Source organism: Nonomuraea spiralis, assembly GCF_014648435.1.
GTDB lineage: Bacteria > Actinomycetota > Actinomycetes > Streptosporangiales > Streptosporangiaceae > Nonomuraea > Nonomuraea spiralis.
This window is the reverse complement of the sequence record NZ_BMRC01000011.1, coordinates 152,661-169,387: the sequence shown is the minus strand read 5'-3', so window position 1 is coordinate 169,387 and position 16,727 is coordinate 152,661. Positions and strand designations below refer to the sequence as shown.

The following is a 16,727-nucleotide window of genomic DNA, read 5'->3' as shown; positions in this document are numbered from 1 at the left end:
AATGCGATAGTGAGATCAATCGGGGGACGACAAGCCGGGACGTAGCAGGACGTAGCAGCTAGGCGGATCCATGCACGCGCCACCGCACCGCCTCGGCCTCGAACGGGTCGTCGAGGTCTACTCGGGTCACGACGACGTGGTCGGCGTGACCGGATCCGGACATGTGATCGGCGTCGACCTCGTGCTGACCTCGGCCCTCGTGGCCGACCCCGGGACACCCTGCCAGGTACGCCCGCTGTGGTCGTCCCGGTGGGCGGCGGCCGAGCAGGTCTGGTGTGGACACGGCGTGGCGCTGCTGCGGGTGGCCGAGCCGCTGTGGGGCGACGTCCCGGGCATCGACCACGTCCGGTGGGCCGTCCTGACGGGTGCGCGGGTGCCGTGCGTGGCCATGGGGTTCCCGCAGGTGCGGCGGCGGTCGGGGTTCCGTGACGTACGGGTGTTGTCCGGCGTGGCCGCGGCCCCGACGAGCCCCGCGGCACGGACGCTGTCCATGGACGTGCTCAGCCCCTCGCCCGACGCCGTCGCGGCGGAGGTGTGGGCGGGCCTGCCGGGATCCGCCGTGCTGACCGACCCCACCGGCCACCTCGCCGCCGTCGTCACCACCACCCCCGCGCTCTCCGGGGCCGCCGGGCGGCGGCTGGTCGCGGTGCCTGTGGGGGTGTTGCTGGCCGATGACCGGTTCAGGGAGTTGACCGGGGCGCCGCCGGGGCCGCCGGAGCGGGTGCGCGCCGACGATGTCCGAGTGGTCCTGTCCGGGCTGCTGCTGCCGGCGCGGGAGCCGTTGCCGTCCGACTGCCCCGACTGGCGGTTGCTGCTGCCGCGGCACGCCGTGGTGCCGTACGCGGGGCGGGACGGGCAGCTCGCGGCGCTGCGGGCATGGGCGGGGGAACCGGCGGCGCTGTCGGTCGCGGTGCTGACCGGACGCGGCGGCACCGGCCGTACGCGGCTGGCCGGGGAGTTGTGCGAGGAGCTGCGGGAAGCGGGCTGGGACGCCGGTTTCCTGCCCCTGGACACCGCGCTCGCCACCCTGTCCGACCCGCCCGGCGGCCCGGCGGCGATCCTGGAGGCGGTACGCCCCTCGCTGGTGGTCATGGAGTCGCCGGAACCGTCCGCGCCGCTGGTGGGCGAGCTGGTACGACGGCTGGCCAAACACGGGCACAACCCCCGCGTACGGGTGTTGCTGCTGGCCCGCGAGCCCGGCGAGGCGGATTGGTGGCGGCGGCTGGACACGGCGTCGGGCGGCTGGCTGCGCCGGCTCAACACCACGACCGTCCAGCTCAACCAGCACCCGCTCACCCTGAACGAACGCACCGAGCACGCGTTCACGGCGATGAAGGCGTTCGCGCCGAGCCGAGCCGCGCTCCCCACGCCGCCGCGCCTGGACGACCCCGAGTACGGCCTGCCGCTCCGCGTCCACCTGGCGGCCCTGCTGCGGCTGCGCGGCGGCGAGACCGAGCTCCTGCCCGCCCCCACGGTCCAGGGCGCCCTTCCAGGCAGCGGCATCGGCACCCCTCCCTACCGAACCATGCCAGACCCAACCCCACCTCCCCGAACCGGACCTTCGGCCGCGGGGCCGCGTACGGCCTGGAACGCCTTCCATCCGGGCGGCGGGCGGGCGCGTGGTACGGCGACCGGCGGCGAGGAGCTGCTCAGCCGTTTCCTCGACCGCGAACGCGACCAGTGGGCCACGGTCTGGCCCACCGGCCGCGAACAAGTGGACGAGACCACCGCCCGGCAGGCCGTCGCCCTGCTCACGCTCACCGCCCCCACCCCCGCCGAGCTGCCCGTCCTGCTGTCGGCCGTGCCCGGACTGCACGGCGACGCCCAGGCCACGGCGGTCGTCGCGGACTGGCTGGGGCGCATCTTCCCGGGCGTGGACCGGTTGTGCCCGCTGGGCCCGGACCTCGTGGCCGAACAGGCGCTCGCCGAGACCGACGACCTGGACACGCTGGTCCTGGCCCTGCACGACCACGAACGGCGTTCGGCCGGGCATCTGGTGCGCATGCTCGACGTGCTCCGCCTGGGCGCGGGGCGGCCGGAGGTGGGACGGGCGCTGCGGGTGCTGGTGACGTCCAGGATCGGGATGCTGGTCGCGGAGGCGACGGCGAACCCCGCCACACGCCTCGGCGACCTGCTCAACGCGGCCCTGTCGCTGCTGCCCGCCGACCGCCCGCCGACCCGGATCGTGGGTGAGTTGCCCGCCTGTCGGGCGGTAGGCGGGCGGGTAGAGGCGCCGCTCGGGTTGCGGGCCCTTGAGGTGACGCTGGCCGAGCTGGCCGTACGGCACTTCAGAGAGGGGGGCAGGCGTACCGCGCTGGCGGGGGCGCTGGCCCGCCTGTCGGCCCGGCTGGCGAACGTGGGCCGGGTGGGTGAGGCCGTGGTGGCCGCCGCCGAGGCCGTGGAGATCTTCGCCGCCGCTCCCCCGTACGAGGAGGCGGCCGGGCACGCGGAGGCGCTGTTCACGCTGGGGGCATGCCTGCTGCTCGCGGGCGAACCCGGCAGCGCGCTCAGACCCGCCCAGGAGGCCGCCACCCGGTTCCGCATCCTGGCCGAGGAAGCCCCCCGGTACGCGGTCCAGGCGGCACAGGCGTACCACAACCTGGCGTGCGCGCTGCTGGAGACGGGCCGACCGGCCGAGGCCGTGGAGGCGTTCGAGGGGGCGGGCGGCGACGACACGTTCGCCGCGGCCCTGGCAGGCATCCTCGTCGTCGGCCCTCAGGAGCCGGTGCGTAAGCCATCCCCAGGAAACGACGGCGGGTCTCCGGAGGGGGGTGCGGTTGCGGTGGTCAGGGGGACGCCTGCGCCGGTGCCGCCGCTCGCCGTGCCCGATCCGGGCGCGTTGCCCGAGCTGGCCGCCTGTCTCGCCGCCACCGCCACCGCCGCCGTGAAGGGCCTGGCCCCGACCGATCGGGACCTGGCCCACCGCCTGTGCCTGCTGGCCACGTGGCTCGGCGACCACGGCAGGACGTCCGAGGCCGTCGCCCCGGCCGCCGAAGCCGTCGTACGGCTGCGCGGCCTGGCCGGCGAGGAGCCGGGCCTGCGGTCGATGCTGGCCGAGGCCGCCGGCCTGCTGTCCCGGCTGCACCGCGACCTGGACGACCTCGACCCGGCCGAGCGGTTCGCCGCCGAGGCGGTGCGGAGCCTGCGCGCGCTCGTGGCGCTCGAACCCGACGAACATCGTCCGGCTCTGGCCGCCCAGCTCCTGGACCTGGGCGAACTGCTGCTGGCCGACGGCCGGCCCCGGGAGGCGCTCGACCCGCTCCAGGACGCCGCGATCCTGGCCGCCGCGCTGGCCGCACCGCACGACGCGGCGAAGGCCCGGTCCGGGCACCTGCTCGGGCTCTGTCTGGCCGAGCTCGGCCGTCCCGCCGACGCCCGTGCCCATCTGACGGCCGCGGCCGGTCTGTACGACGCCTTGAGCGGTGACGACCCGGCCTGCCTGCGCCATCGCGAGGAGGTCCGGGCCGCGCAGGAGCCGGCGAGCGGTCCGGCCACCGCCGCCCGGGAGGCCGAGCAGCCCTGGATGCTGGCCCTGATCACCCCGCCCCCCGACGTGGCCAGAGCCGAACGCCACCTCGCCGACCAGCGGGCGGCGGTCGAGGCCGCGACCGCCGAGCAGGCAGGCCTCACCTCCCCGGAGTCCGACGGCGGGGAGGCGCGGGAAGGGGAGGTCGGGGACACGCGGGTGCACGCGTACGTCTTCGCGCAGGCGGCCCTGGCCCGGACCTGGGCCGACGCGGGCCGGGTGCACGACGGTCTCGTGCTCGCGACCCAGGCCGCCGAGCTGCTGCGACAGGCCTCCGTGCCGGACCGGCCGCCGGTGGTGCCGGCGGGCGCGGTCGCCGGGGCGCTCGGGCGTACGCTCGTCGGGCTCGGCCGCCACCAGGAGGCGCTGCCGCACCTGCGGACCGCCGTCGAGTCGTACGGACCGCAGGCCGAGACCAGCTTCGTAGTACAGCAGGAGCTGGCCAAGCTGCTCGTCCTGGAGGTCGTGGCGCTGGACCGCGCGGGCGGCCGTCCGGACGACGCCGACGCCGCCGCGGAACGGCTGGTCGCGTTGTGCGAGGGCCTGGTGGCCGAACGCCTGGAGTCACCGGTCGCGCTCGCCGGGGCGTTGCGCCTGCACGCGGGCCTCCGCCTGGCCGCCGGGAACGTGACAGGAGCGCTCCAATCGGTCACCCGCGCGCTCGACATCCTGGTGCCCGAGCCGCCCGAGCGTACCCGCCGGCTCACCGCCACCTGCCTGGAGCTCAGCGGCCTGTGCCACGCCGGCCTGGGCGAACGGGACCTCGCCGCCGCGGAGCTGGCCAAGGGCAGCGCCCTGATGGCCGAGGAGGGCCCGCTCACCCGCGACCTGACCGGCGTGCACGTACGCGCGCTGGCCCGCCTGGCCCGGCTCCGCGTCACCGGGCACGGCCCGACGGCCGGAACCGACCTGTACGCCCAGCTCCTGCGGGTACGTCCGCTCCCCCACGCCGACGTGCTCACCGAGGTCGTGGACGAGCTGTCGGCCCACCTGCGCGCGGTCACCGCCCGTACGGCCGCCAGGCTGCTGCCGCAGCTCGCGGCGTTCGCCGAGGCGCTGGAGCGGGAGGCGCCGGTGAGTGAGCACCCGCGGCTGCACGACCGGCTCGGCCGCTGCCTGATGCTGACCGGCGTGACGGCGGCGCCGGCCGTACGCCTCTACAAGGGCCTGGCCGCGGCCGACGCCCGCCACCGGCACGCCCTGGGCCTGGCGCTGGCCGGGCTCGGCGACGCCGGTCTGCCCGCCCTTGAACAGGCCGTGGACCTGCTGTCCGAGGACGGGCGGGCGCTGGCCGAGACGCTGAACAGGTACGCGGCCAAGCTGCTGGAGGCCGGGCGCGCGGTGGAGGCGCTGGCCCACACCGAACGCGCCGCCGACCTCTGCGACGAGCTGGACGAGCCCGCCCTCGCCGCCGTCACGTACGCGCAGCTCGGCGCGGCCCTGGCCGTCCTCGACCGCCCGCAGGCCGCGCTGGAGGCGGTGACCTGGTCGCTGGCCGAGCAGGAACGCGCGGCGGCCGAGCAGGGCGGCGAGGCAGGGTTGCTCGGCGTGCGCGCGCAGGCGGTCCAGGTGCGCGGGCAGGTGCTGCGCGCGTCCGGCAGGGCGCAGGAGGCGCTGGCCCACCTGGTGGAGGCCGTACGGCTCTACGTCCGGCTCGCGCGGCCCGCGGCCGCCGCCGAGGTGGCCGGGACGATCGCCGACGACCTGCTGGCCGCCGGGCGTCCCGAGGAGGCCGCCGAGTACGCCAGGATCGCCGCCACCGGCCATCCGCCGCGCACGCTCAGACATGCCCTCGCCGTCCAGCGCCTGGTCAGGTGCCACATGATGCTGGGCGAGACGCGGGAGGCGGGCGCGCTGGCCGAGGAGCTGATCCGGCTGGCCAGGCGCGCGCCGGGCGAGCTGACGTACCGGGCGATCCTGGCCGACTCGCTGGCGCAGAGCTCGGAGCTGCTGCCCCTGCTGCGCCCCGGCGCGGCGGAGGAGGCCGAGGAGCGGGCCCGCGAGGCCATCGCGATCTACGACGAACTGCTGACGACGGGCATGAACGCCGAGGCGCTGCACGTCAGCCGGGCGGGCGCCGGGCTGACGCTGGCCGCCGCGCTCAGCCTGCGCGACCAGCCGGCTGAGGCGGTGGGGCCGCTGCGCGAGGCCGTCGCCGCGCTCGAACGCCACGCTTCCGCGAACCCCCTGCTCGGCGGCCTGCTGTCCCGGGCCATGCTGATGCTGGGCGACGCCCTGATGGAGTCGGGCCGCCCGCTGGAGGCGAGCCTGGTCTTCCACCGTGCCACCCAGGTGGTCGGCGACGAGCCGTCCGGCGCCGTCGCCCATGCCCGGCTCGGCTTCTGCCAGGAGGAGCTGGGCCGGGGCGACGCGGCCGACACCGCGCTGCGGGTCGCCCACGGCCTGCTGCGCGGCCTCCTCACGGACGGCGGCCCCCCGAACGGCACCCCGAAGGGCAACGGCGAGCTGACCGAGCTGCTTCGCGACGTGCTGCGTGCCCGGCTGAGGTTGCTGGAGAAGTCGGGCAGGCGCGAGGAGACGGCCCAACTGGCGAACGAACTCCGGACGATCTAGGCGTCGGCCGCCTCGACCGTCTCCCTGGCCCACCGGTAGTCGGCCTTGCCCGCGGGCGAACGCACCATTTCCTTCACGAACGCGTACGAACGCGGCACCTTGTACCCCGACAACGATCCCCGGCAGTGGGCGTCCAGCTCGGCGGCCGTCACCTCAACACCGGGGCGCGGCTCGACCACGGCCGCCACCCTGCTCCCCCACCGGTCGTCCGGCACGCCGGTCACCACCGCGTCGAACACCGCCGGGTGGCCCTTGAGCACCGCCTCGACCTCCTCGGGGAACACCTTCTCGCCGCCGGTGTTGATGCACTGCGAGCCGCGGCCGTACACGTGCACCGTGCCGTCGGCGTCCACGGTGGCCAGGTCGCCGGTGAGCAGCCAGCGGGTGCCGTCGGCGTCCGTGACGAACGTGCGCGCCGACTTGTCCGGGTCGTTGTAGTAGCCGAACGCCACCCGCCCGGACCTGGCGACCGTCCCCATCTGCCCGGAACCGGGCGGGGCGGGACGTCCCCGCTCGTCCAGGACGCTGATCCTGGCCGACGGGTTGGGCTGGTAGCGCAGCCCGGTCTCGGGTGTGGAGCCGGGCAGCGCCGAGGCGGTGTACCCGGACTCGGTCGAGCCGAAGCTGTCCATGATCATGATGTTGGGCAGCAGACCCTGGAGCCGGTCGCGGACCGCGCCGCTCAGGATCGCGCCGGTCGAGCTGACCACGAGCAGCGACGACAGGTCGTACGAGCCCGTCTCCAGCGCCTCGGCCAGGGGCCTGGCCATGGCGTCGCCGGTGATGCTCATGGTGAACACACGCTCGCGCTCGACCGCCCGCCACACCTCGCCCGCGTCGAACCTGGGCACGAGCACCATCGTCCCGCCCATCCACCAGCTGATGAACGTGGCCATCTGCGCGGCCCCGTGCATGAGCGGCGAGGTGGCCATCATGACCATGGGGCCGGCCTTGACCGCCTCGTCCACGACCTCCTGCGGGGTGGCGCGCGGCTCGCCGTACGGGTTGCCGCCGCCGAAGGCCATGAACAGGTCCTCGATGTGCCACATCGCGCCTTTGGGCATGCCGGTGGTGCCGCCGGTGTAGATGATGTAGACGTCCTGGCCGGTGCGGGGGGCGAAGCCGCGTTCCGGGTGGCCGCGTTCCAGGGCCGCCGCGTACGGCACGGCCGAGGCGATCGACGGCTCGCCCCCGACCGCGATCAGGTGGTCGAGCAGCGGCGCCCGGTGCACGACGGCGGCCACGCGCGGGTCGAACTCGACGTCGTAGATCAGCGCGCGCAGGTCGGCGTCCTGGTAGAGGTAGAGCAGCTCGGCCTCGACGTACCGGTAGTTGACGTTGATCGGCACGGCCCGGATCTTGAGGGCGGCCAGCAGCCCGGCCAGGTACTCCACGCCGTTGTACAGGTGCAGCCCGACGTGCTGGCCCGGCCGCACGCCGAGCCCGGTGAGGTAGTGGGCGAGCCGATTGGCCTCGGCGTCCAGCTCGGCGTAGGTGCGCCGGTCGTCGCCGCAGACGACGGCCGTGCGGTCCCCGATCGCGTCGGCGAGTCCTTCGAACAGGTCCGCGTGGTTGAACTCCATCAGGGTCTCTCCCGTCCGACGATCCACATCGCGAAGAACTGGGCTCCCCCGCCGTAGGCGTGGCCGAGCGCCGTACGGGCGCCGTCCACCTGGTGCTCGCCCGCCTGGCCGCGCACCTGCAAGGCGGCCTCGGCGAACCTGATCAGTCCCGAGGCCCCGATCGGGTTGCTCGACAACACGCCACCCGAGGCGTTCCACGGGATGTCGCCGTCGAGCGCGGTGGCGCCGGACTCGGTCAGCTTCCAGCCCTCGCCTTCCGCCGCGAAACCGAGGTTCTCCAGCCACATCGGCTCGTACCAGGAGAAGGGCACGTACACCTCGGCCACGTCGATCTGGCGGCGCGGGTCGGTGACGCCGGCCTGGCGGTAGACGTCGGCGGCGCAGTCCTTGCCGCCCTGCGGGCTGACGGTGTCGCGGCCGGCGCGGAAGATCGGCTCCGAGCGCATGGCGGTGCCGTGCACCCAGGCGGGTACGCCGGTGACCTTGTGCTCGGCGGCCAGCACGATCGCGCACGCGCCGTCGCTGGACGGGCAGGTCTCCAGGTAGCGGATCGGCTCCCAGAGCATCGGCGTGGACTCGACCATCTTCTGGTCGATGCCGGGGATCCGCAGGTGGGCGTAGGGGTTCTTCAGCGCGTTCAGCCGGTCCTTGACGGCGACCAGCGTGCCGATGTGGCCGGGGGCGCCGGACCTGCGCATGTACTCGCGGATGTGCGGCGCGAAGTAGCCGCCCGCGCCGACCACCAGCGACGCGCTGAAGGGCAGGTGCGTGGACAGCGCCCAGGTCGCGTTGGACTCCGACTGCTTCTCGAAGGCCACGACGAGCACCCGTTCGTGCACGCCGCCCTGGATGAGGCTCGCGCCGACCAACGCCGTCGAGCCGCCGACGCTGCCCGCGGTGTGCACCCGCATCATCGGCTTGCCCGCCGCGCCGAGCGCGTCGGCGAGGTACGACTCGGGCATCATCACGCCCTCGAACAGGTCGGGCGCCTTGCCGACGACGACGGCGTCGATGTCCTTGAACGTCAGCCCGGCGTCCTCCAGGGCCCGCAGCGCCGCCTCGCGCACCAGGCCCGCGATGGAGACGTCCCTGCGTTTGGTGGTGTAGCGCGTCTGCCCGACCCCGATCACCGCACACCGGTTACCCATGGTTCACGCCTCCAGGACCGTGACGAGGTTGTGCTGAAGGCAGGGGCCGCCGGCGGCGTGCCCGACGGTGCGGCTCGCGCCGCCGTCGAGGATGTGCCGCGCGGCCTCGCCGATGCGGATGAGTCCCGTGGCCATGACGGGGTTGGCGGCCAACGGGCCGCCGGAGGGGTTGATCACGGTGTCGCCGCCCAGCTCCAGCGCCTGGCGCAGGATGAGCTCCTCGTGCGGGAACTGGGCGTGCAGCTCGGCCACCTCGACCGGCCCCTTGCCGACCCCCGCGGCACGTGCGGCGTCCGCCGCGGACGCCGACCGGGCCAGGTCCCGCACGCCCAGGTAGTGGGGCTCGATGCGATGGGCGATGCCCCTGATATAGGCGGGCCGGCTGGTGAGCCGCCGGGCCAGTTCGTCCGTGGCGAGCACGATCGCCGCCGCGCCGTCCGTGACGGGCGGCACGTCCGTCTTCCTGAGCGGTCCTACCGCGACGTCCTCGCCGTCCGGATCGGGCAGGTCGAGCGCGTACGGGTTGCTCCTGCCGTCCGCCCGGGATCTCCGGACGATCTCGTCCAGGTCCTTTCTGTCCGCGTCGAGCGCGTTCGCCTGGAGTGCGGCCAGGGAGAGCTGGTCGAGGCCGAGGGGTTCGAGGTAGTAGGGGTCGAGCTGGAGCGTCATGATCGTGCGCAGGTCGCCGAGCGACGACTTGCCGAAGCCGTAGACCAGGGCCGAGTCGATGTCGCCGTGCTGGAGGCGTACCCAGGCTTCGTACAGGGCCCAGGCGCCGTCCATCTCGACGTGGCTCTCGGAGATGGGCGGCCAGGCGCCGAGCGCGTCGAGCGCGCTGACGAACGAGAACGGCGCGCCCGCCAGGTAGTCGCAGCTCCCCGAGCAGGTGAAGCCGAACCTGGTCAACCCGGTCCGCTCCTTGACCTCGCTGATCACGGGCAGGATCAGTTCGGGCTCGGTGAGCCCGGTGTCGTGGTCGGTGTGGCGGGTCTGCGCGAACGCGACGATCGCGACCTCTCTCATGACAGCTCCACGTCGGGCTCGCCGGTGGGGGCGAACCAGCGGATGTTCGCCATGGACTTGGTCCGTTCCTCCTCGGGCACCCACACGGCCCTGACCCGCATGCCCTGGCGCACCTCGTGTGCGGGTACGTCCCCGATCAAGGCGATCATGGGGATGTCGGCGCCGTCGAGCAGGATGTAGGCGGAGACGAACGGCACTTCCGGAGCACGCGGATCCGGCAGGTTGTTGATGGCGAACGTGGTGATCGTGCCGGTGTCGGGCACTTCGAGCGTGTCCGCGATCAGGCTTCCGCACTGGGGGCAGGACATCCGGTACGGCACGTACACCTTGGCGCACTGGTCGCAGCGTCCGCCCAGGAAGACGCCGCGTTCGACGCCCTCCAGGAAGACGCGGAGCGAGCCGCCGGCCTGGAGGCGGTACTCTGCGCGCACGTTGGACACGATCTTCGTGACCTCGGGCGCGAAGTGGGCGATGTCGGTGATGTGGCCGGTGGGCCGGTCGCGCCAGACCGGCCAGACACGGGAGCCCTTCGACAGCGCCTTGGGGTCGTCGGCGGCCACGGCGTGCACGAGGGCGGTGTCGGCGCTGTCCAGCAGGATCGTGGCCCAGGCGAAGGGGCGGTCGAGCGGGTGGCCAGGCAGGGGCTCGGGCACCCAGGCCCAGGAGGTGACCGTGCCGGCGGGGCCGACCTCGACGTACTCGGGGGTGACGGGTTCGCCGGTGGCGGGGTCGTATTCGAGGGGCGGCACGAGGACTTTGCCCTCTTTCGTACGCACTCCCACGATGCGGCGGCCGCGTAACTCGGTGAGGAAACGCCCGATCACCGGCCCGGTCGTCCGGGTGTAGCCGCCGGGGAACTCCAGGACATGCCGGGCGACCAGCGGATCGTCAGATGGCACGGTCGTGACCCTCCCAGTACGGTGCGCGGAGCTTGCGTTTGAGCAGCTTGCCGTTGGGCTCGCGGGGCATCTCCGCGATGAAGTCGACGCTCTTGGGCCACTTCATCCGGGCCAGGCGGCCCTCCAGCGAGGCGATCAGCTCGGCCGCGAGCTCGGGGCCGGGCGCGATCCCCGGCGCGGGCTCGACGACGGCCTTGATCTGCTCGCCCCAGTCGTCGTCCGGGATGCCGAACACGGCCACGTCCGCGACCTTGGGGTGGACCATGAGCTCGTTCTCGATCTCGGCCGGGTAGATGTTCGTCCCGCCGGAGATGATCATGTCGGCCTTGCGGTCGCAGAGGAAGAGGAAGCCGTCCTCGTCCAGGTATCCGATGTCGCCGACCGTGAAGTAGTCCTTGAGCCGGTTCGCGGCGGTCTTGGCGGGGTCACCCTTGTACTCGAAGGGCACGCCCATCATCTTCATGTAGATCGTCCCGGGGCTGCCGGTCGGTACGGGTTCGCCCTGGTCGTCCGCGATCAGCAGCTCGCTGATCGGCCAGGCGGAGCCGACCGTTCCCGGGTGGGACTTCCAGCCCTCGGGCGTGGCCAGGGTGCCGCCGCCCTCGGTGGCCGCGTAGTACTCGTAGATGCAGTCGCCCCACCACTCGAACATCGCCCATTTGACCGGGACCGGGCAGGGGGCCGCGGCGTGGATCATCCACTTGAGCGAGGACAGGTCGTACCCGGCCCTGGTGGGCTCGGGGAGCGCGAGCAGGCGCTTGAAGTGCGTGGGGACCAGGTGGGAGTTCGTGACGCGGTAGCGCTCGCACAGCCGGAGCGTGTCCTCGGCGTCCCACTTGTCCATGTAGACGAGGGTGTGGCCCATGTGCAGCGCGCTGCCGCCGAACTGCGTGACGGCGGTGTGGTAGCTCGGGGAGGTGACCAGGTGCGCGTTGGGTGGTCCGGCCGTGATGCCGAACAGGCCGAGGAGGAAGGTCATCAGCTCGGCGCCGTCGTCGGGGTCGAGGCCGCTCAGCGTGCGCCTGACGCCCTTGGGCCTGCCGGTGGTGCCGGAGGTGTAGTGCATGGTGGCCCCGGCCGTACGGTCGGGCGGCGCGGTGTCCGGCTGCCCGTCGGTCAGCTCGGCCGCCGGGCGGAAGCCGTCCTGTTTGCCGTCCCCGAGGAGGAAGCGGCGGTGCGGCTCGATCGCCTCGGCTCCCCTGACGCCCTCCTGGAGGAACCTGGGATGGACGAAGTACGCCTTGGCCTCGCTGTCGGAGACGATGTAGCCGATCTCGGGACCGGTGAGATGCCAGTTGATCGGCGTGTAGTACCAGCCCGCCTGGAGCGCGGCCAGATAGAGGACGAGGCCGTCCGCGCCGTTCGGGACCAGGCCGCAGATGCCGTCGCCCGGCTGGAGGCCGAGCTCGCGTAACCCGTGGACGAGGCGGTTCGAGCGGGCCAGGAGGTCACCCGCGCGGTGCTCCGTGCCGTCGGGGTCGACGGCCGCGATCCACTCGGGATCCGCCTGCGCCAGCCTCCAGAAACCGAGCGTGCCCATCTGATCTCCTCAGCTCAGGCGTAGCAAAACAGGAACTTGTTCTCGTTTGCTGTGGGGAGCGTATCCCGCGGGTAAAGTTCGTAGCAAGCGCTTGATTCAGTAGCTTCTGGGACTTGGGAGGCGTACATGGAGCTTCTGCCGATCAGCACCCCGCACTGCCGGGTGGAACGCGACGGCCACGTCCTGACCGTCACGATGAACCGGCCGGAGGCCCGCAACGCCCTCTCCTCGGACATGCTGATCGGGCTGGCCTCGGCGTGGGCGTACGCGTCGGCCGAGCCGTCGATCCGGGTCGCGATCCTGACCGGGGCGGAAGGGACGTTCTGCGCCGGGGCCGACCTCAAGGCCATGGGCCAACCCTCGACCGATCCGGAGGTCCAAGCAAGGGCCGCCCAGATCCCGAATTTTCACTGGAAAGGGCTTTTAAGGGAGGATTTGCCGACAAAGCCGATCATCAGCGCTGTCGAGGGCTATGCGGTGGCCGGCGGTACGGAGCTGCTGGTCGGGACGGATCTGCGGGTCGTGGCGGAATCGGCCACCCTGGGGCTCTTCGAGGCCAAACGCGCACTCTTTCCGATGGGCGGCTGCGCGGTGCGGCTCCCCCGGCAGATCCCGTACTGCCACGCGATGGACCTGCTGCTCACCGGCCGTTCCGTCACCTCGGCCGAGGCTCTGGCGATGGGGCTGGTCAACCGGGTCGTACCGGACGGGCAGGCGCTGGCCACGGCCCGGGAACTGGCGGAGGACATCGCGAGCTCGGGGCCGCTGGCGGTGCAGGCCATCCTTCGGACGTACCGGGACACGCTGGGAATGCCGGAGCCGGAGGCGCTGAAGGTGTCGGACGAGCTGGGATGGCCGGTGATCGGCTCGGAGGACGCCAAGGAGGGCACCCGCGCCTTCCGCGAAAAGCGCCCACCCCGCTACGAAGGCCGCTGACCTCTCCTCGCCGTCCGGATGCGCGGCAGGGAGACGCATGTCACATCCGTTCCTGTCATGAAGTCGTGAGCTGTCCCGTCAGAGAGGTGGAAGCAGCGAACCACGGCAAGGAGCGCATCATGGAAGCTCGCATGAACCTGTTCGAGAACCAGGTCACGGTCAAGGTGCTGAAGCACCTCATCAGCTCGAACAAGATCATCACCGGCTCGACACTGCCGATCGCGACGCAGGAACTGGTGAAGATCCGTGCCAGCCAGATCAACGGGTGCGGCTTCTGCACCGACATGCACACCAAGGACGCGGCGCACGCCGGGGAGACCTCGGTGCGGCTCAACCTGGTCGCCTCGTGGCGGGAGGCCACGGTGTTCACCGAGGCCGAGCGGGCGGCGCTGGAGCTGGCCGAGCAGGGCACCCGCAGCGCCGACGCGGCCGGCGGGGTGCCGGAGGAGGTCTGGGCGAACGCGGTCAAGCACTTCGACGAGGAGCAGCTCGGCGCGCTGGTGTCCCTCATCGCCCTCATCAACGCCTTCAACCGGGTGAACGTCATCACCCAGCAGCCGGCGGGCGGCTACCAGCCCGGCATGTTCGACTGACGCAGGAACGGCGGGACGGGGCGCGGGGGCCGGGTCGGTGGGGCCGGGGCGCGGGGGCCGGGGCGGCGGGGTGCACGGATCGGGTCGGCGGGGTGCTCAGACCTGTTTGGCTCGCAGGTCGGCGAGGATCGTCGTCACCAGGTGTTCGCGGATGCCGTCCGGGTCCGTACGGCCCGGATGCCAGGTGCAGGCGAGGTTGAGGGCGGCGAGCCGCCCGCTGTCCAGCACCACGCGCGTGGCCCGCAGCAGGGCCGCGACGCCGGGCCCGTCCGCCGCCGGGTACCTCAGCCCCGGCAGGCAGGACGGGTCGAGGACGTCCAGGTCGAGGTTGAGCAGGATCGGACCGGGCGGCAGGGTCTCGGGCGTCAGCGCGTCGAGGCCCGACCGGCTCACGCCCGACGACGCCAGGTAGTCGGCCTCGGGCGGATCGAGGTCGCGGGCGTCCACGAGGAGTACGCGCTCCTCGGCCGGCGGGCGCAGGGCCAGCCGGTCGGCGACGTGGTCGGGCCGGTAGCCGAGCAGGAAACGCAGCGCCATGCCGCCGAGGTAGCCGGACGGCGTCGTCTCCAGCGTCTGGAGGTCGCCGTGGGCGTCGATCCAGACGATCGAGGGGTCGAGCCCGGCGCGTTGCAGCCCCGCCGTCATGCCGATCGACACCGTGCAGTCGCCGGAGACCACGACGGGCAGGGTCCCGGCCCGTACGGTCCGCTCGACGGCGGCGGCGACGGCGTCGTAGAGCTGCCCGAGGCGGGACCAGACGTCGGGTCCGGGCAGCTCCACGGCGAACTCGGCGACGGGGACGTCACCGGGCAGCGGGACGTTGAGATCAGGCTGGTGCTCATCGAGGTGGTACGGCACATACAGGACCGACACCCCCCAACGGTAACAGCCGGACGATCAGTCCTGGGTGATCCGGTCGAGGCGTTCCAGGGCCTCCGCGTACTCCTCCACGAGCCCGAACATCACGTCCTTGGTGGAGCGCACCTGGTTGGTGAGGCCGATGACCTGCCCGGCGGGGAACGTGGCCAGCTCGGAGGCGTCCGAACGGCCGATCCGGCGCAGCGCGTCCGACACGAGCATGAACTGCAGCGGCATCGGCAGGGTCCCGGGCGACTCCTCCGCCTCCCACGCCTCGGTCCACTCGTTCCTGAGCAGGCGGGCCGGCTTGCCGGTCCAGCTCCGGGAACGCACGGTGTCGCGCGAGGTGGCCTCCAGGATGCGGCGTTTCGCCATCTCGGGGGTGTCGGCCTCGTCCACGGTGAGCCACAGGGAGCCGGTCCAGACACCTTCGGCGCCCAGCGCCATGCCGGCCGCCATCTGCCGGCCGTTCCCGATGCCGCCGGCCGCGAGCACGGGGACGTCCACGGCGTCCACCACCTGCGGGATGAGCACCATGGTGGAGATCTCACCGGTGTGGCCGCCGGCCTCGGTGCCCTGGGCGACGACGACGTCCACGCCCACCTCCACCTGCTTGAGCGCGTGGCGGGGGGTCGAGGCGAGGGCGGCGACCTTGACGCCGTGCCGGTGGGCGAGGTCCACGACGTCGGCGGGGGGCGGGCCGAGGGCGTTGGCCAGGAGCGCGATGGGGTGGCGGAGGGCGACCTCGACCTGCGGGCGGGCGGTGGCATCCGTCCAGCCGAGCAGGACCCTGCCGGGGTCGGCGTCGGACGACAGGGGCGGGACGCCGTGCTTGCCGAGCAGGTTCTCGACGAACGCCCGGTGGCCCTCGGGGATCATGGCCTGGAGGCGGCCGACCAGCTCCTCGGGGGCGAAGTCGGCGCCCTCGTAGGAGGCGGGCATGACCACGTCCACCCCGTACGGTTTGCCGTCCACGTGGTCGTCTATCCACTTGAGCTCGGTTTCGAGCTCTTCCGGGGTGAAGTAGAGCGCGCCGAGCACTCCCATGCCGCCCGCGCGGCTGACCGCGGCGACCACGTCCCTGCAGTGGCTGAACGCGAAGATCGGGAGCTCGATTCCGAACATGTCCGTGACACGTGTCCGCATGGCCCGACGATAAGCCGCCCGACCGCCGAACTGCAACGCGTTCTACTCTAGAACCTTCGGTCGGTACGGCCCGGCGTACCGGAACCGGTTCTAGCGCGGCAGCCTGCGCCAGAGGGGCCGCGGGAGCAGGCGCAGCAGCCCGAACGCCGGCCCGAGCGCGCGCGGCACCCACACCGACGACGCCCCCTCCCGCAGCGCCCGTACGGTGGCCAGGGCCACCTGGCGGGGCGTCGAGGACAGGGGCGCGGGCGGCAGGCCCTTCGTCATCCGGCCGACGACGAAGCCCGGACGGACGATCAGCACGCGCGCGCCCGAACCGTGCAGCGCGTCGCCGAGCCCCTGGGCGAACCCGTCGAGCCCGGCCTTGGCCGAGCCGTAGACGAAGTTGGCCTTGCGCACCCGGGCGCCGGCGACCGACGAGAGCATCACGAGGGTGCCGTGCCCTTGCACGCGCAGGACCCGGGCGGCGTGCAGGCCCACCGAGACGTGGCCGCCGTAGTTGACCGCGACGGCCTCGGCGGCGGCGGCCGGGTCGGCGTCGTAGTCGTCCTGGCTGCCGAGCACGCCGAACGCGGAGATCACCACGTCGAGATCCCCCACCAGGTCCACGGCCTTGGCCAGGACGGCGGCGTGCGACCGCACGTCCAGCGCGTCGAACGGCAGGACGTGCACCTCCGCGTCCAGGCCCGCCGGCGGCGCGAGGTCGCCCCGGGCGGCCAGCACCACCCTGCTCGCGCCGAGCCCGACCAGCAGCCGGACGATCTCCATGCCGATCTCGCTGCGCCCGCCCAGCAGCAGCACGCTGCCCACGGCCCCGAGCGCGTCCCTCACGCGGCCACCTCCCGAAGCGAAGGCACCCTCCGAAGGGAAGCCATGATCCGGAGGGAAGCCGCCCGCCGAA

11 protein-coding genes are annotated in these 16,727 nt (G+C 73.1%); 3 read left to right on the top strand and 8 right to left on the bottom strand.

Annotated features, from left to right (window positions below):
- Nucleotides 1–70 precede the first annotated feature (70 nt).
- Entirely contained in the window at nucleotides 71–6,100 is a 6,030-nt protein-coding gene (locus tag IEZ27_RS27180) for a tetratricopeptide repeat protein (protein WP_189649833.1), read from the top strand.
- Here the strand turns inward: IEZ27_RS27180 and IEZ27_RS27175 are convergent.
- The 5 genes from IEZ27_RS27175 to IEZ27_RS27155 are packed head-to-tail and all read right to left on the bottom strand — an operon-like array spanning nucleotide 6,097 to nucleotide 12,293.
- Nucleotides 6,097–7,683 (bottom strand): acyl-CoA synthetase, encoded by a 1,587-nt coding sequence (locus IEZ27_RS27175; protein ID WP_189649832.1) that lies wholly within the window; start codon nucleotides 7,681–7,683, stop codon nucleotides 6,097–6,099. The two genes, IEZ27_RS27180 and IEZ27_RS27175, sit on opposite strands and share 4 nt — an antisense overlap.
- Nucleotides 7,683–8,831, bottom strand: a complete 1,149-nt coding sequence (locus tag IEZ27_RS27170; protein WP_189649831.1) for a thiolase domain-containing protein — start codon at nucleotides 8,829–8,831, stop codon at nucleotides 7,683–7,685. Before IEZ27_RS27170 ends, IEZ27_RS27175 begins: the two co-directional genes overlap by 1 nt.
- A 3-nt stretch (nucleotides 8,832–8,834) precedes the next feature.
- Nucleotides 8,835–9,854 (bottom strand): thiolase domain-containing protein, encoded by a 1,020-nt coding sequence (locus IEZ27_RS27165; protein WP_189649830.1) that lies wholly within the window; start codon nucleotides 9,852–9,854, stop codon nucleotides 8,835–8,837.
- Nucleotides 9,851–10,753 carry a Zn-ribbon domain-containing OB-fold protein gene (locus tag IEZ27_RS27160; RefSeq protein ID WP_229824377.1) on the bottom strand — a complete coding sequence of 301 codons (903 nt, stop codon included), beginning with the start codon at nucleotides 10,751–10,753 and terminating at the stop codon, nucleotides 9,851–9,853. Before IEZ27_RS27160 ends, IEZ27_RS27165 begins: the two co-directional genes overlap by 4 nt.
- Nucleotides 10,743–12,293: an acyl-CoA synthetase gene (locus tag IEZ27_RS27155; protein ID WP_189649829.1), complete on the bottom strand. Its 1,551-nt coding sequence runs from the start codon at nucleotides 12,291–12,293 to the stop codon at nucleotides 10,743–10,745. The genes IEZ27_RS27160 and IEZ27_RS27155 overlap by 11 nt, the downstream gene beginning before the upstream one ends.
- 126 nt (nucleotides 12,294–12,419) lie before the next feature.
- Here IEZ27_RS27155 and IEZ27_RS27150 point away from each other — a divergent pair, with 126 nt between their 5' ends.
- Both IEZ27_RS27150 and IEZ27_RS27145 read left to right on the top strand, forming a co-directional pair.
- Nucleotides 12,420–13,229 carry a crotonase/enoyl-CoA hydratase family protein gene (locus IEZ27_RS27150; protein WP_189649828.1) on the top strand — a complete coding sequence of 270 codons (810 nt, stop codon included), beginning with the start codon at nucleotides 12,420–12,422 and terminating at the stop codon, nucleotides 13,227–13,229.
- A gap of 119 nt (nucleotides 13,230–13,348) precedes the next feature.
- Nucleotides 13,349–13,822 (top strand): carboxymuconolactone decarboxylase family protein, encoded by a 474-nt coding sequence (locus tag IEZ27_RS27145; protein ID WP_189649827.1) that lies wholly within the window; start codon nucleotides 13,349–13,351, stop codon nucleotides 13,820–13,822.
- 96 nt (nucleotides 13,823–13,918) lie between these two features.
- On the opposite strand, the gene IEZ27_RS27140 is transcribed toward IEZ27_RS27145, so the two are convergent.
- The 3 genes from IEZ27_RS27140 to IEZ27_RS27130 all read right to left on the bottom strand — a co-directional run bounded on the left by IEZ27_RS27140 (nucleotide 13,919) and on the right by IEZ27_RS27130 (nucleotide 16,657).
- Nucleotides 13,919–14,695: an arginase family protein gene (locus tag IEZ27_RS27140; RefSeq protein WP_189649826.1), complete on the bottom strand. Its 777-nt coding sequence runs from the start codon at nucleotides 14,693–14,695 to the stop codon at nucleotides 13,919–13,921.
- Between the two features lie 24 nt (nucleotides 14,696–14,719).
- Nucleotides 14,720–15,826, bottom strand: a complete 1,107-nt coding sequence (locus tag IEZ27_RS27135) for a nitronate monooxygenase (RefSeq protein ID WP_125632250.1) — start codon at nucleotides 15,824–15,826, stop codon at nucleotides 14,720–14,722.
- A 90-nt stretch (nucleotides 15,827–15,916) separates the two neighbouring features.
- Nucleotides 15,917–16,657 carry an SDR family NAD(P)-dependent oxidoreductase gene (locus tag IEZ27_RS27130; protein ID WP_189649825.1) on the bottom strand — a complete coding sequence of 247 codons (741 nt, stop codon included), beginning with the start codon at nucleotides 16,655–16,657 and terminating at the stop codon, nucleotides 15,917–15,919.
- Nucleotides 16,658–16,727: the final 70 nt, after the last annotated feature.